18 protein-coding genes and 2 tRNA genes are annotated in these 20313 nt (G+C 63.1%); 12 read left to right on the top strand and 8 right to left on the bottom strand.

Annotation, left to right across the window (positions count from 1 at the left end):
• Positions 1–108: 108 nt before the first annotated feature.
• On the top strand, positions 109–3924 hold the full coding sequence (locus ACYVH8_RS03590) for a hypothetical protein (RefSeq protein WP_460487511.1): 3816 nt from the start codon (positions 109–111) through the stop codon (positions 3922–3924).
• Positions 3925–3990: 66 nt separating this feature from the next.
• Here the strand turns inward: ACYVH8_RS03590 and ACYVH8_RS03585 are convergent.
• Together ACYVH8_RS03585 and hrcA are read right to left on the bottom strand one after the other, a co-directional pair.
• Positions 3991–4067: transfer RNA gene (locus ACYVH8_RS03585), tRNA-Ile, on the bottom strand.
• 24 nt (positions 4068–4091) lie between these two features.
• Positions 4092–5096 carry a heat-inducible transcriptional repressor HrcA gene (gene hrcA, locus ACYVH8_RS03580; protein ID WP_460487510.1) on the bottom strand — a complete coding sequence of 335 codons (1005 nt, stop codon included), beginning with the start codon at positions 5094–5096 and terminating at the stop codon, positions 4092–4094.
• 28 nt (positions 5097–5124) lie between these two features.
• Between hrcA and ACYVH8_RS03575 the strand changes: the two genes are divergently transcribed.
• The 3 genes from ACYVH8_RS03575 to rapZ are packed head-to-tail and all read left to right on the top strand — an operon-like array spanning position 5125 to position 8562.
• On the top strand, positions 5125–6027 hold the full coding sequence (locus ACYVH8_RS03575; protein ID WP_460487509.1) for an NAD kinase: 903 nt from the start codon (positions 5125–5127) through the stop codon (positions 6025–6027).
• Positions 6024–7685: a DNA repair protein RecN gene (gene recN, locus ACYVH8_RS03570; RefSeq protein WP_460487508.1), complete on the top strand. Its 1662-nt coding sequence runs from the start codon at positions 6024–6026 to the stop codon at positions 7683–7685. The genes ACYVH8_RS03575 and recN overlap by 4 nt, the downstream gene beginning before the upstream one ends.
• 10 nt (positions 7686–7695) lie before the next feature.
• Positions 7696–8562, top strand: a complete 867-nt coding sequence (rapZ, locus tag ACYVH8_RS03565) for an RNase adapter RapZ (RefSeq protein ID WP_460487507.1) — start codon at positions 7696–7698, stop codon at positions 8560–8562.
• A 9-nt stretch (positions 8563–8571) separates the two neighbouring features.
• Here rapZ and mutY read toward each other — a convergent pair whose 3' ends face one another.
• The 3 genes from mutY to mutM form a co-directional block, all read right to left on the bottom strand.
• The gene (gene mutY / locus ACYVH8_RS03560) at positions 8572–9645 is read right to left on the bottom strand and encodes an A/G-specific adenine glycosylase (protein WP_460487506.1); all 1074 of its coding nucleotides are present in this window, start codon (positions 9643–9645) and stop codon (positions 8572–8574) included.
• The gene (locus ACYVH8_RS03555) at positions 9642–11609 is read right to left on the bottom strand and encodes a dynamin family protein (RefSeq protein WP_460487505.1); all 1968 of its coding nucleotides are present in this window, start codon (positions 11607–11609) and stop codon (positions 9642–9644) included. The genes mutY and ACYVH8_RS03555 overlap by 4 nt, the downstream gene beginning before the upstream one ends.
• 71 nt (positions 11610–11680) lie before the next feature.
• Positions 11681–12496 carry a bifunctional DNA-formamidopyrimidine glycosylase/DNA-(apurinic or apyrimidinic site) lyase gene (gene mutM / locus ACYVH8_RS03550; RefSeq protein ID WP_460487504.1) on the bottom strand — a complete coding sequence of 272 codons (816 nt, stop codon included), beginning with the start codon at positions 12494–12496 and terminating at the stop codon, positions 11681–11683.
• A gap of 46 nt (positions 12497–12542) precedes the next feature.
• On the opposite strand from mutM, the gene ACYVH8_RS03545 reads away from it, so the two are divergent.
• The 8 genes from ACYVH8_RS03545 (at position 12543) to ACYVH8_RS03510 (ending at position 18680) form a co-directional block, all read left to right on the top strand.
• Positions 12543–14279 (top strand): tetratricopeptide repeat protein, encoded by a 1737-nt coding sequence (locus ACYVH8_RS03545; RefSeq protein ID WP_460487503.1) that lies wholly within the window; start codon positions 12543–12545, stop codon positions 14277–14279.
• Positions 14276–14785, top strand: a complete 510-nt coding sequence (locus ACYVH8_RS03540) for an outer membrane lipoprotein LolB (protein WP_460487502.1) — start codon at positions 14276–14278, stop codon at positions 14783–14785. The genes ACYVH8_RS03545 and ACYVH8_RS03540 overlap by 4 nt, the downstream gene beginning before the upstream one ends.
• A 22-nt stretch (positions 14786–14807) precedes the next feature.
• Positions 14808–15665 carry a 4-(cytidine 5'-diphospho)-2-C-methyl-D-erythritol kinase gene (gene ispE, locus ACYVH8_RS03535; protein ID WP_460487501.1) on the top strand — a complete coding sequence of 286 codons (858 nt, stop codon included), beginning with the start codon at positions 14808–14810 and terminating at the stop codon, positions 15663–15665.
• 35 nt (positions 15666–15700) lie between these two features.
• Positions 15701–15777: transfer RNA gene (locus ACYVH8_RS03530), tRNA-Gln, on the top strand.
• A 40-nt stretch (positions 15778–15817) separates the two neighbouring features.
• Complete coding sequence (locus tag ACYVH8_RS03525) at positions 15818–16795, top strand: ribose-phosphate pyrophosphokinase (protein WP_460487500.1); 978 nt, start codon at positions 15818–15820, stop codon at positions 16793–16795.
• A gap of 93 nt (positions 16796–16888) precedes the next feature.
• A complete protein-coding gene (locus tag ACYVH8_RS03520) occupies positions 16889–17581 on the top strand; it encodes a 50S ribosomal protein L25/general stress protein Ctc (RefSeq protein WP_460487499.1) in 693 nt (230 codons plus the stop codon).
• Between the two features lie 98 nt (positions 17582–17679).
• A complete protein-coding gene (pth, locus tag ACYVH8_RS03515) occupies positions 17680–18312 on the top strand; it encodes an aminoacyl-tRNA hydrolase (protein WP_460487498.1) in 633 nt (210 codons plus the stop codon).
• A complete protein-coding gene (locus ACYVH8_RS03510) occupies positions 18309–18680 on the top strand; it encodes a hypothetical protein (RefSeq protein ID WP_460487497.1) in 372 nt (123 codons plus the stop codon). Before pth ends, ACYVH8_RS03510 begins: the two co-directional genes overlap by 4 nt.
• On the opposite strand, the gene ACYVH8_RS03505 is transcribed toward ACYVH8_RS03510, so the two are convergent.
• From ACYVH8_RS03505 to coaD, 3 genes are all read right to left on the bottom strand, one after another.
• Positions 18681–18959 (bottom strand): YfhL family 4Fe-4S dicluster ferredoxin, encoded by a 279-nt coding sequence (locus ACYVH8_RS03505; protein WP_460487496.1) that lies wholly within the window; start codon positions 18957–18959, stop codon positions 18681–18683.
• A gap of 41 nt (positions 18960–19000) precedes the next feature.
• Positions 19001–19702 (bottom strand): histidine phosphatase family protein, encoded by a 702-nt coding sequence (locus ACYVH8_RS03500; RefSeq protein WP_460487495.1) that lies wholly within the window; start codon positions 19700–19702, stop codon positions 19001–19003.
• Positions 19703–19782: 80 nt separating this feature from the next.
• A complete protein-coding gene (coaD, locus tag ACYVH8_RS03495; protein ID WP_460487494.1) occupies positions 19783–20283 on the bottom strand; it encodes a pantetheine-phosphate adenylyltransferase in 501 nt (166 codons plus the stop codon).
• Positions 20284–20313 lie beyond the last annotated feature (30 nt).

Genomic DNA, 20313 nt, shown 5'->3' with positions numbered 1-20313 from the left:
CGCGAAAGGGGCGCAGATTGCGCCGCAAACCTCCTTCGGGCGGCTACGATCTGCTCCTGCGCGTCGTGTTCGCCTTGCGCATCGGGCTGTGCGTGGCGGTTTTATGACTTGTTCAGACCTTCCCTAATTGACGAGGGCCACACCGTATTGGCGATACGAGCAGATCAGCTGCCTGCCGATCTTAATTCTCCTGCCGCTCTACAAACACTTTTTGAGCTCCCCTCTACGGTTGCCGACTGTATTCAGCATGTCGCAGCGACAAAGAGAGTGGTCTTACTTGTCGATCAGCTTGACGCATTGAGCGAACTAATTGACTTACGAACAGACCGCTTGACGATCATTTTGCGACTTGTACGTGAGGTCAAAGACATTGAAAACGTTCATATCGTTTCATCCTGTCGCACCTTTGACAGAAACTACGACGCCCGATTGAGCGCGATTGATGCTGAAGAAATTCAACTCGAGCTCCCCTCTTGGGTAACGATTGAAATTCTGCTTAAAGAAAAAGGGATTGACTCAGCGGCTTGGCCGGAGGGGTTTCGGGAGATTCTTCGCACACCACAGTGTCTAAAGTTCTTCTTGCAGCATTTTTCTCGAGGGGATGAGTTAGGGATCTTTGAGAGTTATCAGACAATGCTCGAGCGTGTTTGGACCGAACGCTTGTTTGGTCTGTCCGCCATTCATGGCGCCAGTGAGCTCTTACATGACATCGCCACCGAAATGGCAGAGCGAGAGGTCATGTTCGTGGCATCTGCGCGATATGATTCTCACAGAGCAGCCCTTGACTATGTGGTCGGTGCTGGAATCCTGCAATTCGATCACACGGGGAGGCAGATAAGCTTCACTCATCAGACGCTTTTTGACTTCTCCCGCGCACGCGCATTTATTGCCAAAGAGCAATCACTTAGTCGCTATGTTCTGGAGCGTCAAACTGGTCTTTTTGTTCGCCCGAAGCTCTGGAGCGCCCTCCACTACCTGCGAGGAAGCGATTCGAACTCTTATCGCACTGAGCTCTCGACAATTTGGAGGGCCGAAGGATTACGCGCGCACATTCGGATGTTGCTAATTGAATTTGTTGGACAACAAGAGCCTCCTCTCGATTTTGAAATCCAACTTCTTCGTCCAGTCTTCCTGGATCCGATATTCGGCCCAAATGCTTTTTCCGCTGTTGCCGGACATAACACTTGGTTTGACGCCATTCATCGCGACATTATTCCGGCCGCCATGGAATCCTCGGCGCAACTATCTTGGTCAACCGTCCGCGTCCTCACAAGCGCTTGGTCATTTGCAGAGAACCGAATACTGGAGCTCATCAAAGCACATTGGCAATCCGATGATCAGAAACGTTTCAATGCATGGAATGTTTTGCGCGGTCTTGAAAAGTGGAAGAGAAATTCTGTTGACCTTGCAATTTCAATAATCGACAGCTTAGATCTTCAAACATTCCTTGTTAGAGATCTTGCCGCAACCGTTTCAATGGAGCAACCCGATCTCGCCCCTGAGATCCTTGCTGCGCACCTTAAGAAACAGATGCATGCCGCCTTTACTGAGAGAAATAAGCACCGAGCCGCAGAAGCAGGCCATACGCTCGAAAGCCCTATCAGTGAACAAACTCCTAAAGATTTCCAAGACCCACTAAAGCGAATCCTTGAGAGCACGACAGACTGGCACGAGGTGGCCGCGATTGCTGAGGCAGGACCCGGTGCGTATCTCGAGTTTTTGTGGCCTCCGATACGTGAAGCCATTGAAACTATTGCTTGCGAAAATCAGAGTAAGCAAGTGGCTTACCAGGCAGACTATTTGCTGGCAACGAATCTAGAAATCGACAACGAACGTCAGGGATACGAATATGCGTTGATGGATTCTTTTGCATATGCTGTTCGCTGCCTAGCGAAGCAAAGTCCTGCCAAATTTCAAGAGTTCCTCGATCAGAACAAGACTAGTGAATCCATGACCGTGCATCGACTACTTGCACTCGGTTTATGCGAGATTGCAGAATCATCGCCAAACACTGTACTCACCTACCTGACGGACGATCCAAGACGGCTCTCTCTAGAAAATTACCACGAAGATGAGCGCGAAACGAAAATTCTCTTAAGAGCACTCGTTCCGCATCTAGATGCAGAGGGCTCGCATCGACTCGAAAGATATATTCTAGGAGCGAGGATCTATAAAGAAACCGCAAAAGAAGAAGATCTCGAAACTCGGAGGCTTTTTTCAAATTACGAACGGCAGTTTCGCTTGCGACTTCTTCTGCAGTTTCCTTCAAGCCAACTATCGCAAGAAACTAATCAGCTCATTGCAAGCGAGTTGAGAATCTTCAAATCCTTCAAGGATGAACGCCGAGAGATCGAAATGATTTCATCTCAAAGCGCGATGAGTTCCAGCGAGATGGAGCAAGCAGATGCAAGAACGCTTCAAAATTTTCTCGCAGCATTCCCTGATTCAACCGAATGGGGCGATCCTTTCAAAGAATACGGCGGAAGCATCGAGGTATCACGTGAATTTTCTCAGTTTGCGAAGAAGAATCCGGCACGAGCGATTGCCGTGATTTACACGCTCGATCCGGCGACGCAACAGCGACCGGCAGCGTATGCCATCCGTGAACTCGAGGAAGATCAACTATCTTCTCAAGCGCTAATTGACTTGGTGGTCGCGCTTGATGCAAAGGGTTTTTCTGGTCAAGAATTTCGAGAATCTGCAGCCGCAGCTTTCCGAAAGCGCGTCAAATCGAATATCGGCATTCCAGATGCCGGCATTGATCTTCTGTCTAAGTGGCTGGCTACTTTTGAATTTTCGAATGACGATGTTCAAAACGAGGTCTCCGAAGACCGGACCACTCGTGATGAGCGAAAAGAAAGTTTTCTTTGGGGATACGGCGGTGCGTACGTATTACCGCACGGAAGCTATCCAATTCTTGACGCATTGTTTTTTGGATTAATCGCTCGTACACCAACGCCATCCGGGCGGATTATTTCTCTCTTGAACCAACACTTAGACCGTGGCGACAGCCTAAGAGTTTGGGACGCCATGGCTGGCGGGGCTCTCAGCCGACTTACGCATTGCAATCATGAAGCGGCACAGAATTTCCTGCATCGACTCTTTGAGGCTCACGACTCACTATTAATACGACGAAATGGCGTTCACCTTGTCGCACATTCTTTGCGATGGGCTTCGAGGGACCTAACAAGATCTTGGATCAAGAAAATTGGCGACATAGGAACCCCGCTTGCTTTGCAGATTTATGCTGAGCTTCTGGTTTTAAGAGCTGTGCTACTAATTGATGATGACTGGAGTCGATCTGAGATTGACCAGATACTCGCTGATGCCGAACACGACCCTATAAAGAATTCATCGAAGGCGCGAGGACTCATGTATGCCGCAGCGCATCTGTGGATTGACGCAAAAGATAGAGCTCTTCTAGTGACCATCCTTTGCGTCGGGATGGATTCAACAGACAGCGACACAGCGACAGCCGCAATCGACTGGTTCAGAGTATCTGGAGAGCTTTCGCACGACGCAATAACCAGGTCAATTCTGGACGCATTCGCCGATGGCCGATCATTAGACTTCACCAGAAGCCGGTCGCATATCGTCGACAGCGTCTCAGATCTAATTGACCAAGCGCCCGATCTTGTTTACAAAATTGCGAAGCGATTGCTCGACATCTACAAAGAAGATGTCGGTAATCTCTCCACTGGATCCGCACTCGACGCTGAGTCTCTGGTACGAGTCGCCCTGACTCTTCAACGCCAAGACGAGCCTCACAGAACAAACGGGCTAGACCTGTTCGAACAACTCCTGCATTACAACGCTTACAGGGCGCGCGACGTTCTTATGGATATTGATAGGCGTCCCGGCACATCAATTCAGCCAACCAAACTCCGGCGACGTCGGCGAAACAAAGCGCGCACGGCTACATGATGGCTACATGAGCAAAAAATAAAAAGACGTGCTACGTTTTCAATAGCACACTATCCCCATGAATAATGGTAGGGCGTGAGGGACTTGAACCCCCGACCAAGGGATTATGAGTCCCCTGCTCTAACCAGCTGAGCTAACGCCCCGACCGAAGGCGTGATTGTACGGGTCTACTTGTGGTGGCTCAGTGCATTGCCCAGCAGCTTGGAGGTGATGTCCACGATCTGGATCATGCGCTCGTAGGGCATGCGCGTGGGGCCGATCACACCCAGCGTGCCCACCACCTGGCCATCCACCTCGTAGGGAGCGCTGACCACGGAGAGTTCCTCGAAGGGCACCACCTGGCTTTCGCCGCCGATGAAGATGCGCACGCCCTCGGCCTGGCCGGCGATGTCCAGCAGGCGCATGAGCTGAGCCTTCTGCTCGAACAAATCGAAAGCGCGGCGCAGGTGACCCATGTCGCTGGAAAAGTCCGACACCGCCAGCAGGTTGCGTTCGCCGGAGATCACCACCTCGTCCTGCGGCTGCGTCATGGCCTCGGTGCCCACGGTCACCGCGGCCTGCATCAGCTTGGCGATCTCCCCGCGCAGCGTGTCCACCTCAGCCTGCAGGCGCTCGCGCACCTGCTCCAGCGTGAGGCCCATGTAGTGGGCGTTGAGGTAGTTGGAGGCCTCGACCAGCTGCGAGGGCGAGTAGTCGGTCTCGGTGAAAATGACACGGTTCTGCACGTCGCCCTCGGGCGAGACCAGGATGACCAGGATGCGGCGTTCACCCAGGCGCAGGAACTCGATATGGCGAAACACCGAGGAACGGCGCGGCGACATGACCACCCCGACGAACTGCGACAGCGACGACAGCAGGTTGGCGGCGCTGGAGATGACCTTCTGCGGCTGGTCCGGCGTCAGGCTGGGCGTGGTGATCTGCTCGCGCTGGGCGGTCAGCATGGTGTCGACAAACAGGCGGTAACCACGTGCGGTGGGCACACGCCCGGCCGAGGTGTGCGGGCTGGCGATCAGGCCCAGCTCCTCCAGGTCGGACATCACGTTGCGGATGGTCGCCGGGGACAGTTCCAGACCGGAAGCACGCGAGAGCGTACGCGAGCCGACGGGTTGCCCCTCAGCGATATAGCGTTCCACCAGCGTTTTCAACAACAACTTGGCGCGGTCATCGAGCATGGGATCATTTTAATGATGTAATTTGCGAATGAACTCCAGATTCCGCCAGGTGGCCCTGATCGGCAAGTACCAGACCGTCGCGGGCGGCAGCCAGGGCAGCCGCGCGCGACCGGCGCTGGCCGACATTGCGGCCTTCCTGCAGGCGCAGGGCTGTGCTGTGGTGGTGGAGGAGCAGACCGCCACCAACGCCGGTCTGGACGGTTACCCGGTGCGGGATCTGAGCGCCATCGCCCAGCAATGCGACCTGGGCCTGGTGGTGGGCGGTGACGGCACCATGCTGGGCATCAGCCGCAAGCTGGCCAGCTCCGGCGTGCCGCTGATCGGCATCAACCACGGCCGCCTGGGTTTCATGACCGATATCCCCTTCGGCAGCTTCGAGACTGTGCTGCCAGCCATGCTGCGCGGTGAATACGAGGAAGAGCAGCGCCAGCTCATGCACGCCCGCGTGCTGCGCGAAGGCAACTGTGTCTTCGACACCCTGGCCATGAACGATGTGGTGGTACACCGGGGTAATTCCTCCGGCATGGTGGAACTCCGCGTGGAGGTGGACGGCCATTTCGTGGCCAAGCAGCGCGCCGACGGCCTGATCATCGCCACCCCGACCGGCTCCACCGCCTACTCGCTGTCGGCCGGCGGTCCCATTCTGCACCCGGCCATCGCCGGCTGGGTGCTGGCGCCGATCGCACCGCACACCCTGTCCAACCGGCCCATCGTGCTGTCCAGCCAGTCCGAGGTGGCCATCGAGATCGCCTCGGACCGCGAAGCCATCGCCAACTTCGACATGCAGTCCCTGGCGTCCCTCCAGCAGGGCGACCGCATCATCGTGCGGCGCTCGGAGCACAGCGTGCGCTTTCTGCACCCGCGCGGCTGGAGTTATTTCGACACCCTGCGGCAGAAGCTGCACTGGAACGAGGGAGTGACCGGCTTGTGAGCCTCAAACGCATCGTCCTGCGGGACTTCGTCATCATCAGCGAGCTCGAACTCGAGCTCGAAAGCGGTTTCAGCGTGCTGACCGGCGAGACCGGTGCCGGCAAGTCCATCCTGATCGATGCCCTGCAACTCGTCACCGGCGCCCGCTCCGACACGGGCCTGATCCGCGAAGGCGCCAGCCGCACCGACGTGAGCGCCGAATTCGGCGAATGCACCGCCCTGCTGAGCTGGCTGGAAGAAGCCGGGTTCAACCCGGGCTTCGACCCCGGTTTCACCCTGCTGCTGCGCCGCACCGTGGACACGCAGGGCAAAAGCCGCGCCTGGATCAACGGCAGCCCGGCCACCGCGACCCAGCTGCGCGAGCTGGGCGAACGTCTTTTCGACATCCATGGCCAGCACGCCTGGCAAAGCCTGACGCGCGCCGAGGCCGTGCGCGGCCTGCTCGACGCCTATGCCCAGCTCGACACCAGCGCCCTCAGCCACAGCTGGGGGTTATGGCGCGAGGCACAGGCCACGCTGGACGAAGCCCGCAGGGCCCAGGACAGCCTGCAACGCGAACGCGAACGCCTGGGCTGGCAAATCGGCGAAGTGGAAAAGCTCGGCCCCCAGGCCGGCGAATGGGAAACACTGAACACCGATCACAGCCGCCTGGCCCATGCCCAGGCCCTGCTCGATGCCGCCCAGGGCGCGCTGGACGCGCTCGAGGGCGAGGACGGCGGCGCCGCACACGCACTGGGCAGTGCCCGCCAGTCGCTACAAAATCAGGAGCACCTGGAGCCTGAATTCAAGTCCCTGGTGGAGGTGCTGAACTCCAGCCTGGCGCAGGTGGAAGACAGCGTGCACAGCCTGCGCACCTACCTGCGCCGCACCGACCTGGACCCGGAGCGTCTGGCCGAGCTGGACACGCGCATGACCTCATGGATGTCGCTGGCGCGTCGTTACAAGCGCCCGCCCGAAGAACTGGCGGCCACCCTGAGCGGCTGGCATGAAGAGCTGGCCAAACTCGATGCCGCGGCCGATCTGGCCAGCCTGGAAGCCGCCGAGCAACAGGCCGCGGCCGCCTATATGAAAGAGGCCCAGGCCGTCTCCAAGGCCCGGACCCAGGCCGCACCCCAGCTGGCCCAGGCCATCACCCTGGCCATGCAGGGCCTGGGCATGCAGGGCGGGCGCTTCGAGGTGGCCTTGCAGAAAGCAGAACACCCCCTGCAGAGCGGCCTGGAAGAGGTCCACTTCCTGGTGGCCGGTCACGCCGGCAGCACGCCACGCCCGGTAGGCAAGGTCGCATCGGGGGGGGAGCTCTCTCGCATCGCGCTGGCCATCGCCGTCACCACCAGCCAGCTCGGCACGGCCCAGACCCTGATCTTCGACGAGGTGGATGCCGGCGTCGGCGGCGCCGTGGCCGAGACCGTGGGCCGCCTCATGAAACAGCTGGGTCGTGACCGTCAGGTCATGGCCGTGACGCACCTGCCGCAGGTGGCCGCCTGCGCCGACCACCACCTGGTGGTGGCCAAGCAGCGCCAGGGCCAGGTCACGCTGAGCACGGTGACACCGGTGCAGGGCGAGGCCCGCGTGGCCGAGATCGCGCGCATGCTGGGGGGCGAACGCCTGTCCAGCACCACCCTGGCCCACGCCAAGGAAATGCTGCAGTCCGGCAGCTGAGCGGGACGGCATGGCCATGGAAATCGTCCTCATCACCGGCATGTCCGGCTCCGGCAAGTCGGTGGCGCTCAACGCGCTGGAAGACGCCGGTTATTACTGCGTGGACAATCTGCCGCCCGAGTTGCTGCTGCCTTTCGTGACGCTGGAACAGCAGCACCAGGCCAGCCGCGTGGCCATCGCCATGGACGTGCGCAGCGCCACCTCCCTGCCCCAGGTGCCGGCGCTGCTGGCCACGCTGCGCCAGCAGGGCATCGCGATCAAATCGCTGTTCCTCGATGCCTCCACCGATACGCTGGTGCGTCGTTATTCGGAAACGCGACGCAAGCACCCGCTGTCCCAGGCCATGAGCGAGGGCGTCGACCTCAACCGCGTGCTGGTGGAAGCCATCGAGCTTGAACGCGAGCTGCTGGCCGCCCTGCGCGAGCAGGCCCATGTGATCGACACCAGCCTGATCCGGCCTTCGCAGCTGCAGGGTTACATCAAGGAAGTGATACGCCTGCCCGGCAGCCAGCTCACACTGGTCTTCGAGTCCTTCGCCTACAAACGCGGCATCCCGGTCGACGCCGACTATGTGTTCGACGTGCGCATGCTGCCCAACCCGCATTACGAACCCGAACTGCGCCCGCTGACTGGCCGCGACGAGCCGGTGGCAAGCTTTCTGTACGCCCAGCCCGAGGTCGGCCGCATGCTGGCGCACATCGAGGCTTTTCTCACGCACTGGATGGACGCCATGTCGCAGAACCACCGCAGCTACGTGACGGTAGCCATAGGCTGCACGGGCGGCCAGCACCGTTCGGTCTATCTGGTGGAGGAGCTGGCGCGCCGTTTTGCCACGCGCTGGGCCACGCTGCGGCGCCACCGCGAAATCGGCGGCTGAGCCCCGGCTTCAGCCCTGCAGCAGCTTGCGCACCGGCGCCGGCAGACCCAGGCTGGGCCAGGCATCGGCCGCCTGCCAGCCCCCCTCTTGCGACAGTCTGGCACGCGCCGGCAGCTGCACGCACACCGGATGCAGATGCAGATCCTTGTGCGTCAACACATGGGTGAAAGCCGACAGCTCCTGCAGACGGCCCTGATAGACCGCAGGCACTGCTGCGCGCAGGGCATCGTAGCTTTCGAACAATTCCATGCAGTACAGACCGGCCCAGACGCCGGGCGTGGGCCGCTGGCGCAGCCAGACCGCGCCGTCGCGCGTCTGCGCCCACAGAAGCCAGAGCGACTGCGCACTGCGCTTGAGCTTGCGTGTCTTGACGGGGTAGCTTTCGGGCCGGCCTTCACGCCGGGCCACACAGATGTCCATCACGGGACAGATCTCGCACAGGGGCTTGCGCGCCAGGCAGACCGTGGCGCCCAGGTCCATCACACCCTGGGTGTAACGCGGCATGGCACGCACCAGGTCGCGCTGCGGCAACAGCTCGGTGGCGTGGCCCCAGAGTGCGCGCTCGTTGGCACCTTTGGCCAGATCGGCGTCAAAACCCAGGGCGCGCGTGAGCACGCGCTTCACATTGCCGTCGAGGATGGCCACACGTTGACCAAAGCAGATGGAAGCGATGGCCGCCGCCGTGGAGGGGCCAATGCCCGGCAAGGCCTGGAGCAGTTCCGCCGTGCGAGGGAATTCACCGCCATGGACCTGCATCACCTGCACGGCACAGCCATGCAGGTTGCGCGCGCGGCTGTAATACCCCAGGCCGCTCCACAGGGCCAGCACGTCGTCCAGGGTCGCGGCCGCCAGGGCTTGCACATCGGGGAAACGCTGCAGAAAACGCGCGTAGTAGTCGCGCACCGTGACCACCTGGGTCTGCTGCAGCATGATTTCGGAGAGCCAGACGCGGTAGGGATCCTGCGTGCCCTGCCAGGGCAGGCCTTGGCGCCCGTGCCGGGCCTGCCAGCGCAGCACCCGGGCATCCCAGTCGGCCGGCTGGACCACGGGCGAAGGAGAAGACGGGCGCGAGGGCCGGCTCACGAAGCCAGCAGTTCGGCCGCGACCGTGTCCTTGGGCCTGGTGACGTCCTGCGCCCGGATCAGGTAAGCCGTGAGTTCGAGCAGCTTGGCATCGAGCAGTTCCAGCGCACGGAACTGCTCGTTGATCTCGGCAATGCGTTCGTCCAGGCCACCTGCGGCCTGCTGGATGCGGTCGATCGCCTCCAGGCGGCGGCTGAAGTTGCGGCGGCGCTCACGCAGCTGGGCGTCGAGCTGGGCCGCGGCCGACTTGCTCCACAGCTCCACGTCGCCCAGAGCCGATTGGTAGACGGTGCGCAGGCGCGTGGCCAGGGCGCGCACCAGACGGTCGGCAAACTCGGGCTGGGCCAGGCGGAAGGCATTGCCCAAGCCCAGGTATTGCAGATGACCACGCTCGACCTGGTCCAGGTTGTCGATGTAAGCCTGCAAGGTAGGCTCGGCCGGCGGCTGCAGGGAGAAGCCCTGTTCGGAGTTGAGCTGCTTGAAGGAGGTCCCCAACATGATCTGGATTTCACCGATCAGGGACTGCACCCGGCGCAGGTTCTCGCGCAGACGCGCGAAGGTCTCGCCATAGGATTTCTTGACACCGAGCTTGAGGCCGGTCTGCAGCAGCGACTGCATCAGCTGGTTCATCTCGGTACGCAGGCTCTTGGTGCTCAGCAGCGCGAACACGTCGCGCAGCAGCTTGAGATGCACCGAGCGCACGGCATGGATCTTGGCGCCGGCACGGTCGAATTCGGCCTGCTCCTGCGAGATGCGCAGGCGCATGTGCTTGATCACGGCGGCGTTCTTGCCCTGAAGGCCCTTGAGCTCGAGCATCTGCTCGTTGAGGTCGCGGCGGCGGATGTTGAGCACCCGGCCCACTTCAAGCTGCAGGTCGGAGATGCCGACGGCCACGGCCGCGCCCAGGATGCGCTGGCGTTGGCCCATGATGCGCTGGGCCAGGGCCTCTTCCACTGCCGGCAGGCAACTGGCCTGCAGCAGCTTGGCATCGTCGGTGACCTTGGCCACCAGGCCCTTCTGGGCCGAAACAGGCAGCACCTGCTCGCGCGTCAGGCCCAGGATCTCGGCCGTGGTGGCGCGCTGGCGGTCGATCTGCATCTGGATCTGGGCCGGCGAGCTCAGCGCGTCCCAGAGCGAGTCGATCTTGTTGAGCACGACCAGTCGCGTGTCGCCTGCGGTCGATTCCGTGATCAGGTGCTCGCGCCAGATCTCGAGGTCGGACTTGGTGACGCCGGTGTCGGCGCCCAGGATGAAGACCACGGCGTGCGCCTGCGGCACCAGGCTGACCGTCAGCTCGGGCTCGGCGCCGATGGCGTTGAGGCCCGGGGTGTCCAGGATGACCAGGCCCTGCTTGAGCAGGGGGTGGGCGATGTTGATGAGGGCATGGCGCCATTTGGGCACCTCGACCTTGCCCTGGCTGTCCATGAGCGGGGTGTCGCCGGGCACCTGGCTGCTCCAGAACCCCAGGGCGCGCGCCTCTTCCAGCGAGACGCGGCGGGTTTCGGAGACCTTCTCGAGCGCCATGGCCAGCTGCTGCGGGTCGTTGACGTCGAGATCGACGCGGGTCCACTTCTCGGGGACCATGCGCCACTCCATCAGGGACTGGGGTTGCAGGCGAGTCTCGATGGGCAGCAGGCGCAGGCAAGGCGGCACCTCGGCGTCATAGCCCATCTCGGTCGGGCACATGGTGGTGCGCCCGGCGCTGGCCGGCATGATGCGCCGGCCATAGCCGGCGAAGAAGATGGCGTTGATCAGTTCGGACTTGCCGCGCGAAAACTCGGCGACGAAAGCCACCATGACCTTGTCGGCGCGGACCTGCATCTCCAGGCGGTGCAGGCGCTCCTCGACGGCGGCGTCGAGCAGGTCGTGGTCTTTCATCCATTCGCCGAGCAGCCTCAGGCGCAGGGCGAACTCGCGCCGCCACGTGCCGTGCTGGTCAAACTGATCGTTGAAAGATATAGCCAAAACTGCCCCCTAGACGCACTTCAGGTCATTCTGCAAAGCAGTCAATATAGCATCCATCTCATTGATTAGCCTCATGTTTTCTGACAGTTGGGGCAGAAAAACGTCGCCCGCTGACCCTGCCGGATGGCCTTGATCGGCGTTGCGCAAACCCGGCAGGGCTGAGCCTCACGCCCGTAGACCCTGGCTTCAAACTGGAAGTTGCCGCGCTCGCCCACGGCGTTGGAATAGTTGCGCAAGGTGGTGCCACCGGCCGCCAGAGCCCGGCCCAGCACGTCGCGGATGGCAGCGCGCAACTTTTCTGCGCGGGGCCGGCTCAGGCGCGCCGCGCTCAGCGTGGGACGGATGCCGGCCAGAAACAGGGCTTCGGACGCGTAGATATTGCCCACACCCACCACCACGTCGCCCGCCAGCAGCACCTGCTTGATGGCGGATTTGCGCGTCTTGAGCGCCGCATGAAAAGCCGCCACGTCAAAGTCCGCTGACAGCGGCTCCACCCCCAGCCCACCCAGCAGCTTGCGCGCCACGGGCGCATCCTCGGCGGGCGCCCAGACCACAGCGCCGAAACGGCGCGGATCGTTCAGACGCAGCGCGCCTCGGGTCGTGGCGAGTTCGAAATGGTCGTGCACGCCACGCGGCGGCAGGCCGGCGGCGAAGCTCAGGCTGCCCGACATGCCCAGGTGCAGCAGCAGCAAGCCCTGGTCCAGATCCAGCAGCAGGTACTTGCCACGCCGGCGCACCCCCCGCACTGTGCGCCCGGCCAGACTCGCAGGCGCTATGCCCAGAGGCCAGCGCAAGGGCTTGCCACACCAGGCCGAGACGATGCCGGCCCCGCTGATGCGGTCGACAAAACTCAGGCGTGTGGCTTCGACTTCGGGCAGTTCAGGCATGACAGTAGGCAGGCAAGGGCAGGCTGGCTTGGATTATTATGGTTTGATGTTCTCACGCCTACCTCTACTCACCCTGTTGCTGACCACCGCCCTGATGGCGCAGGCGCAGCAGCCGGACCCGGCTCCCGCCGCCCCACCCGCCAATTCGGCGCTGGACGGCGAACTTTTCTATCAACTGATGGTGGGCGAGTTCAGCACCCAGCACGGCGAAACAGGCGTGGGTTACTCCCTGATCCTCGATGCCGCGCGCAAGACCGGTGACGCCCGGCTGTACCAGCGTGCCATCGACATCTCCCTGCAGTCGCGCGCCGGCGAATCGGCGCTGCAGGCCGCACGCGCCTGGAAACAGGCCCAGCCCAATTCGCGCGACGCCAACCGCTACGTGCTGCAGATCCTGATCGGCCTGAACCGCCTGAACGAAACGGTGGAGCCGCTCAAGCGCGAAATCGCATTGACCGAGGCCAAGGACCGTGCCCTCACCATCGTCACGCTGCCACGTTACTTCGCACGCAGCAGCGACAAGAAACTCGCCACCGAGATGCTGGAGCAGGCCCTGGCCGAGCACCTGGGCAACCCCGGCACGGGCGCGGCAGCCTGGAGCGCCGTGGGCCGCATGCGGCTGGAAAACGAGGACAGCGCAGGCGCGCTGGAAGCCGCACGGCGCGGTCAGACCCTGGATGCGCGCGCCGAAGGGCCGGCCCTGCTGGCCCTGGCCCTCATGTCGCCCCAGCAGCCTGGCGCCGAAGCCATCGTGCGCAAATACCTGGAAGGCCGGCCCCTGGTGGAGGTGCGCCTGGCTTATGCGCGCGCGCTGCTCGATGCCCAGCGTTATGCCGAAGCCGGCAGCCAGGTGCAGACCGTCACCAGCGAGAAGCCTGATTACGCCGAAGCCTGGCTGATCCGCGGCACCCTTGAGCTGCAGGACAACAGCTTCGCCTTGGCCGAACGCTCGCTCAAGCAGTTCCTGGAGCTGATGCAGTCGCGCCGCGGCAGCGATGGCATGGAAGAACCCAGCCGCGCCCTGGCCCAGGCCTATCTGGCCCTGGCCCAGATCGCCGAACAGCGCAAGGACTACAAACAGGCCGAGGCCTGGCTGGCCAAGATCAGCAGCCCCGAGGACCTGGTGCGCACACAAAGCCGGCGTGCCGGCATCCTGGCGCGCCAGGGCCGCCTCGACGAGGCGCGCGAGCTGATCCGCAACCTGCCCGAGCGCTCACCGGCCGACGCACGCGTCAAGCTCTCCAGCGAGGTGCAACTGCTGCGCGACAACAAGCGTTACACCCAGGCCTACGAACTGCTGGCCGAGGCCACCAAGCGTGACCCCAAGGATTACGACCTGCTCTACGACCAGGCCACGCTCGCCGAAAAGCTGGGCAACACGACCGAGATGGAGCGTATCCTGCGCCGCATCATCACCGAGAAGCCGCAGTACCACCACGCCTACAACGCGCTGGGCTATTCCTTCGCCGATCGCAATGTGCGCCTGAGCGAAGCGCGCCAGCTCATCCTCAAGGCCCTGGAGTTCGCACCCGACGATCCCTTCATCAGCGACAGCCTGGGCTGGGTCGAGTTCCGCACGGGCAACAAGCCTGAAGCCCTGCGTGTACTGGAAAAAGCCTACCGCGCGCGTCCTGATGCCGAGATCGCCGCCCACCTGGGCGAGGTGCTCTGGAGCCTGGGCCAGCGCGAGCAGGCCCTGAGCATCTGGCGCGAAGGCCTGCAACTTAACGCCGAGAACGAGACCCTGGTCGAAACGCTCAAACGCCTGCGCGTCAAGCCGTGAAGTTCCTGCTGCGCGCCCTTGCGGCCGGCCTGCTCTGTGCCTTGTCCGTCCTGCTGGGCGGCTGCGCCCAGCCGCCCAGGCTGGCTCCGACGGTCGATGGCCAGACCCAGACCTACTGGCGTGGCCGCCTGGCACTGCGCGTGGACAAGAGCCCGGAGCCCGCTTCCTTCTTCGCCAACTTCGAACTCAGCGGCCAGGCCCCGGCCGGCGAACTGCTGCTGTCCAGCCCCCTGGGCACCACCCTGGCGCAACTGCGCTGGACCCCGCAACTGGCCCTGCTGCGCAGCAACGGACAGACCCGCGCCTTTGATTCGCTCGAAGCCCTGGCCACCGAAGCCACTGGCACCCCCATCCCCATCGCGGCCCTGTTCGAATGGCTGCAGGGCCGGCCGGCCCCTGCCGACGGCTGGCAGGCCGATCTGTCGCAACTGGACGCTGGCCGCCTGGTAGCCCGTCGCAGCCAGCCCGCGCCAGCGGCTGAACTGCGACTCATCATCGAGCCCTGAGCCGCATCCGATAATCCCGGGCATGCAGTCGCTACACGACATCCCGGCCCCGGCCAAGCTCAACCTTTTCCTGCACATCACGGGCCGGCGCGCCGACGGCCACCATCTGCTGCAGTCGGTCTTCATGCTGATCGACTGGACCGACACCCTGCACTTCGAGCGCCGCGCGGACGGCCAGCTCAGCCGCGAAGATCTGCTGGCGCCGCTGCCTCCCGATGACCTGATCCTGCGGGCCGCACGGGCGCTGCAGGCTGCCACCGGCACCACGTACGGCGCGCACATCGCCATCGAAAAACGCCTGCCGGCCCAGGCCGGTATGGGAGGCGGCTCCTCGGACGCCGCCTCCACCCTGCTCGCGCTCAACCGCCTGTGGCGGCTCCAGCTCACGCTGGAGCAACTCTGCGCCATCGGCCTGCAGCTCGGGGCCGACGTGCCCTTCTTCCTGCGCGGGTACAACGCCTGGGTCGAGGGCATAGGTGAAACCATCACACCGGTCAGTCTGCCGCCTCGCCCCGTGCTGGTGGTCAAGCCGCAGGCCGGGCTGGAGACGCGCGCGATTTTTTCAGACCCGGCTTTGAAGCGCGACAGTATTCCTGCTATAATTTCAGGCTTTGCTGCAGACCCGCAGGCCTTTCTGAAGGAAGCCCGCAATGACCTGCAGCCTGTCGCCCAGCGGCTCTGCCCGGGTGTCACGCAAGCTCTGGAATGGCTCGCCACCCTGGGACTTGCGGGACGAATGACAGGCTCGGGAAGTGCCGTGTTTGCGTGGGCACCGCCTTTGTTCAGTGTTCCGACGGCGCCGGACACTTTACAGGCCCGCTTGTGCAGCAGCCTGGAGACTCACCCGCTCGTCGGTTGGGCGGCCAGCGAAAAAAGTTAGTCGGTGGGCAGCTGTACTCAGCTGTTGACCTGTGTAGGGGAGTCGCCAAGTTGGTTAAGGCACTGGATTTTGATTCCAGCATGCGAAGGTTCGAATCCTTCCTCCCCTGCCAAATTTTTCTGGGTCAATAGTCACTCATCGCTGGATCGTTCATGCAGGTCGCTCCGCCCCCCGATTTCATGCTCTTCACGGGCAATGCCAATCCGGCACTGGCCGCCGACATTGCCAAGCACCTCGGCATCACGCTGGGCGCCGCCACGGTCGGCCGTTTTTCGGACGGCGAGGTGACCGTGGAGATCAATCAGAACGTGCGCGCCCGCGACGTCTTCGTCGTGCAGTCCACCTGCGCGCCGACCAACGACTCGCTGATGGAGCTGCTCATCATGGTCGACGCGCTCAAGCGCGCCTCGGCCGAGCGCATCAGCGCCGTGATCCCCTATTTCGGCTACGCCCGCCAGGACCGTCGCCCGCGCTCGACGCGCGTGCCGATCACGGCCAAGGTGGTGGCCAACATGCTGCAGACCGTGGGCGTGGCCCGCGTGCTGACCATGGACCTGCACGCCGACCAGATCCAGGGTTTCTTCGACATCCCGGTGGACAACATCTACGCCTCGCCGGTGCTGCTGGGTGATCTGCGGCTGAAGAAATACGAAGACCTGATCGTGGTCTCGCCCGACGTGGGTGGTGTGGTGCGCGCCCGCGCGCTGGCCAAGCAGCTGGGCTGCGACCTGGCCATCATCGACAAGCGTCGCCCCAAGGCCAACGTCAGTGAAGTGATGCACGTGATCGGCGAGATCGAAGGCCGCAACTGCGTGATCATGGACGACATGATCGACACCGCCGGCACGCTGGTGAAGGCCGCCGAGGTGCTCAAGGAGCGCGGCGCCAAGAAGGTCTACGCCTACTGCACGCACCCGATTTTTTCCGGCCCGGCGATCGAGCGCCTGTCCAAGGGCACGGCCCTGGACGAGGTGGTGGTGACCAACACCATCCCGCTGAGCCCCGCCGCCACCGGCTGCGCCAAGATCCGGCAGGTGAACGTGGCCCCGCTGATCGCGGAAACCATCCACCGCATCGCCAAGGGCGAGTCGGTCATGAGTTTGTTCTCGGACCAGGACGATCTGTTCTGACCCGGGCAAAAAGCCGGCCCGCACGCATACTGCCGCGGGCCTTTGTTGAAACGGAGTCTCACTGGTCGCGGTGGACTCTTTATGGAGTGAACTATGAAATTCGTCGCTTTTGAGCGCGCCAAGCAGGGCACGGGTGCGAGCCGCCGTCTCCGCAACACGGGCCGCACGCCCGGTATCGTCTACGGTGGCACCGGTGAACCGCAGCTGGTCGAGCTCGACCACAACGCGCTGTGGCACGCCCTGAAGAAGGAAGCCTTCCACTCGTCCATCCTCGAGATGGAAGTGAACGGCAAGAGCAACAAGGTGCTGCTGCGCGACGTGCAGATGCACCCCTTCAAGCCCCTGGTGCTGCACATCGATTTCCAGCGCGTGGATGCCAATACCAAGCTGCACATGAAGGTGCCCTTCCACTTCAGCGGTGACGAGAATTCGCCTGCGGTGAAGACCGATGGCTGCATCGCCAACCACGTGCTGACCGAAATCGAAGTGCTCTGCCTGCCGGCCGATCTGCCCGAGTTCATCGCCGTGGACCTGAGTGGCCTGAAGAAGGGTGCCTCGCTGCACCTGTCCGACATCAAGCTGCCCAAGGGCGTGACCGCCGTGACCCACGGCAAGGCCAACCCGGTGGTGGTCTCGGTGGTGATGGTTGCTGGCGCCGACGCTGCCGAAGCCGCACCGGCTGCCGCCGATGCAGCCGCTCCCGCTGCGGCCCCGGCCGCTGGCGGCAAGGCTGCTCCGGCCAAGGCCGCCGCTCCGGCTGCCAAGGCGCCTGCTGCCAAGAAATAAGCCTCCTGGCTTTGCGTCAACGGCCCACTTCGGTGGGCCGTTTTTTTTGGAGTCCCGGCCCGCCGGGCGCCCCCCCACGATGCACTGATAATCCGCGCATGATCAAACTGTTTGTCGGCCTGGGCAACCCCGGTCCCGAATACGAGGCCACCCGGCACAACGCCGGCTTCTGGTGGATCGAGGCCGTGGCGCGTGAGCTCAAGGTCAACCCGGTCATGGACAGGAGCTACCACGGCCTGGTGGCACGCACCACCGTGAAGGGCCAGACCGTCTGGCTGCTGGCGCCGCAGACCTGGATGAACGAATCGGGCAAATCGGTGGCGGCGCTGGCGCGCTTCTTCAAGATCCAGCCCGAGGAAATCCTCGTTGCGCACGACGAGCTGGACATCGTGCCGGGCCAGGTCAAGCTCAAGTTCGGCGGCAGCCATGCCGGCCACAACGGCCTGCGCGACATCCATGCCAGGCTGGGCACCGACGACTACTGGCGCCTGCGCATCGGCGTGGGCCATCCGGGCGTGAAGTCCGAGGTGGTGAACTGGGTGCTCAAGAAACCCTCGCCCGAGCACCGCACGGCCATCGAGGACTGCATCGTGCGCTCGGTCAAGGCCCTGCCGGATCTGCTGGCCGGCGAGATGGAGAAAGCCACCCTGCTGATCCACACCAGCAAGCCGCCCCGGCCCAAACCGCCGCGCCCCGCTGATCTGCCCCCCAAGGAAGGAGAACCTGCATGAAGACGCTGTCACACATTCTTGCGATCGCTGCCATGACGCTGTGCACCGGATTGTCGGCGCAGACCGTCTACCGCTGCGGCAGCAGCTACAGCCAGACCCCCTGCCCTGGCGGCAACGCCGTCGACGCGACGGACAGCCGAAGTCCCGAGCAGCGCAAGGCGCATGACGCCAGCGTCCAACACGAAAAACGCGCGGGCAACACGCTGGAAAAGACCCGGCAGAAGGAAGAGGCGGCAGCCCAGCGCGACGTTGAACGGGCCGACAAGGTCCAGCGCGATACCGACAAGGCCGCACAAAAGGCCGACGGGAAAAAGAAAAGCGGCAACAAAGAGAAAATCCCGGCCTACCGGGCTCCGGTGTCGAAGTGATCAGGCCGCCGACGGCTTGCCTGCAGTCTGGGCCTCAGCCTGCAGACGCTGGTATTTCCGCCACAGGGTTTCGCGGTCTTCCACGACCTCCGGATTCACCGGGATGCAGGCCACGGGGCAGACCTGCACACACTGCGGCTCATCGAAATGGCCCACGCACTCGGTGCAGCGCGACGGATCAATCTCATAGATCTCCGGCCCGAGATAGATCGCCTGGTTGGGACACTCGGGCTCGCAGACATCACAGTTGATGCATTCGTCGGTGATCATCAAGGCCATGGTGGTCTGATTATCCGCCCTGGCTGAAAACCACGGCCGCGTCAGGCGCTATCGGCCGCCTGCGAGGTAGCCGGGGTCACAGCCTCGCGCTCACGCGCCAGGCGCTGCTGGTCATAAACCGGCTGCGGCGGCAGGTCGGCCAGATGGCGGGTGTCGGCCCAATCGAGGATGTCGATGGCCTCGCCCCGCAGGCGCACGCGGTTGATGCCGGCGTTGGGAATCTCGCTCACGCGCGGGCCCGACAATGAAAGGCCGAGTGCGCTGCGGTAGACCATGTCGAGCACCCCCCCGTGGGTGACCACGGCCAGGGTCTGCCCCGCATGGCGCTGCGCCAGGGCGCGCAAGACGCCCAGCACACGGACATGAAAGTCGCGGGTGCATTCGCCGCCGTCAAAAGCGTAGTGCTCGTCGAAACGCACCCATTGCGCCCAGGCCTGGGGGTGCCGGGCCTGGATGTCGGGCGCCCGCAGGCCTTCGGCCATGCCGAAGTGCTGCTCGCGCAAGCCGGACTCGGACAAGGGCGCAGCGTGACCGGCACGCTGCGCCAGAGCCTGCGCCGTCTGCAGGGCCCGCTGCAGGTCACTGCTAACCAGTGCATGCACGGGCTGCAGGGCCAGGCGGTCGGCCAGGCGGCGTGCCTGCTCCAGGCCGATCGCGTTAAGCGGCACGTCGAGCTGCCCCTGGAAGCGCAGCTCGCGGTTCCAGTCGGTCTCGCCGTGGCGGATCAGGATCAGTTCGGTCATGCGTCAATTATGCGACGCAGGCATTGCATGCCGGTGACGACCGGGCCCCGGTTTTGCAACAGGATGCTTCACCGCCGAGCTCAGGCGCGGCCCAGGCTGCGGATCTTTTCCTGCAGGCGCGTGGCCACGAGGGGGTCGACGAACTTCTCGGCCTCGCCGCCCAGGGTGGCAATCTCGCGCACCAGGGTGCTGGAGATGAACTGGTAGCTCGTGCTGGGCGTGAGAAAAACCGTCTCGACCTCGGGCATGAGGCTGCGGTTCATCCCGGCCAGCTGGAATTCGTAGTCGAAGTCTGTGACGGCACGCAGGCCACGGATCACCACCTTGGCGCCGCGCCCCACGACAAAGTCACGCAGCAGGCCGGAAAAACTCTCGACCACCACATTGGGCTGATCGTGCATGACTTCGCGCACCATGCCGATGCGCTCGTCCAGCGTGAACATGGTCTTCTTGTGGTGAGCCGCAGCAACGCCCACGATGACACGGTCAAAGAGCTGGGCCGCACGCCGTATCACGTCGGAATGCCCCAGGGTCATGGGATCGAAGGTACCAGGGTAGACGGCAAGCACGTTGCGGGGCATGGGTGAACTCCTTCTCGCGCCGATTATGCC

It is taken from the genome of Curvibacter fontanus, assembly GCF_054780335.1.
Note: the sequence above shows the minus strand (reverse complement) of the source record. Positions and strands in the feature narration are given on the sequence as shown.

What these genes read in the sequence shown, in the direction of transcription:
- ACYVH8_RS03545 (WP_460487503.1), top strand. Translation starts at nt 12,543, where the DNA reads ATGTTCTCACGCCTACCTCTACTCACCCTGTTGCTGACCACCGCCCTG.
- ispE (WP_460487501.1), top strand. Translation starts at nt 14,808, where the DNA reads ATGCAGTCGCTACACGACATCCCGGCCCCGGCCAAGCTCAACCTTTTC.
- ACYVH8_RS03520 (WP_460487499.1), top strand. Translation starts at nt 16,889, where the DNA reads ATGAAATTCGTCGCTTTTGAGCGCGCCAAGCAGGGCACGGGTGCGAGC.
- coaD (WP_460487494.1), bottom strand. Translation starts at nt 20,283, where the DNA reads ATGCCCCGCAACGTGCTTGCCGTCTACCCTGGTACCTTCGATCCCATG.
- ACYVH8_RS03575 (WP_460487509.1), top strand. Translation starts at nt 5,125, where the DNA reads ATGAACTCCAGATTCCGCCAGGTGGCCCTGATCGGCAAGTACCAGACC.
- ACYVH8_RS03500 (WP_460487495.1), bottom strand. Translation starts at nt 19,702, where the DNA reads ATGACCGAACTGATCCTGATCCGCCACGGCGAGACCGACTGGAACCGC.
- ACYVH8_RS03525 (WP_460487500.1), top strand. Translation starts at nt 15,818, where the DNA reads ATGCAGGTCGCTCCGCCCCCCGATTTCATGCTCTTCACGGGCAATGCC.
- mutM (WP_460487504.1), bottom strand. Translation starts at nt 12,496, where the DNA reads ATGCCTGAACTGCCCGAAGTCGAAGCCACACGCCTGAGTTTTGTCGAC.
- ACYVH8_RS03510 (WP_460487497.1), top strand. Translation starts at nt 18,309, where the DNA reads ATGAAGACGCTGTCACACATTCTTGCGATCGCTGCCATGACGCTGTGC.
- pth (WP_460487498.1), top strand. Translation starts at nt 17,680, where the DNA reads ATGATCAAACTGTTTGTCGGCCTGGGCAACCCCGGTCCCGAATACGAG.
- rapZ (WP_460487507.1), top strand. Translation starts at nt 7,696, where the DNA reads ATGGCCATGGAAATCGTCCTCATCACCGGCATGTCCGGCTCCGGCAAG.
- hrcA (WP_460487510.1), bottom strand. Translation starts at nt 5,096, where the DNA reads ATGCTCGATGACCGCGCCAAGTTGTTGTTGAAAACGCTGGTGGAACGC.
- ACYVH8_RS03505 (WP_460487496.1), bottom strand. Translation starts at nt 18,959, where the DNA reads ATGGCCTTGATGATCACCGACGAATGCATCAACTGTGATGTCTGCGAG.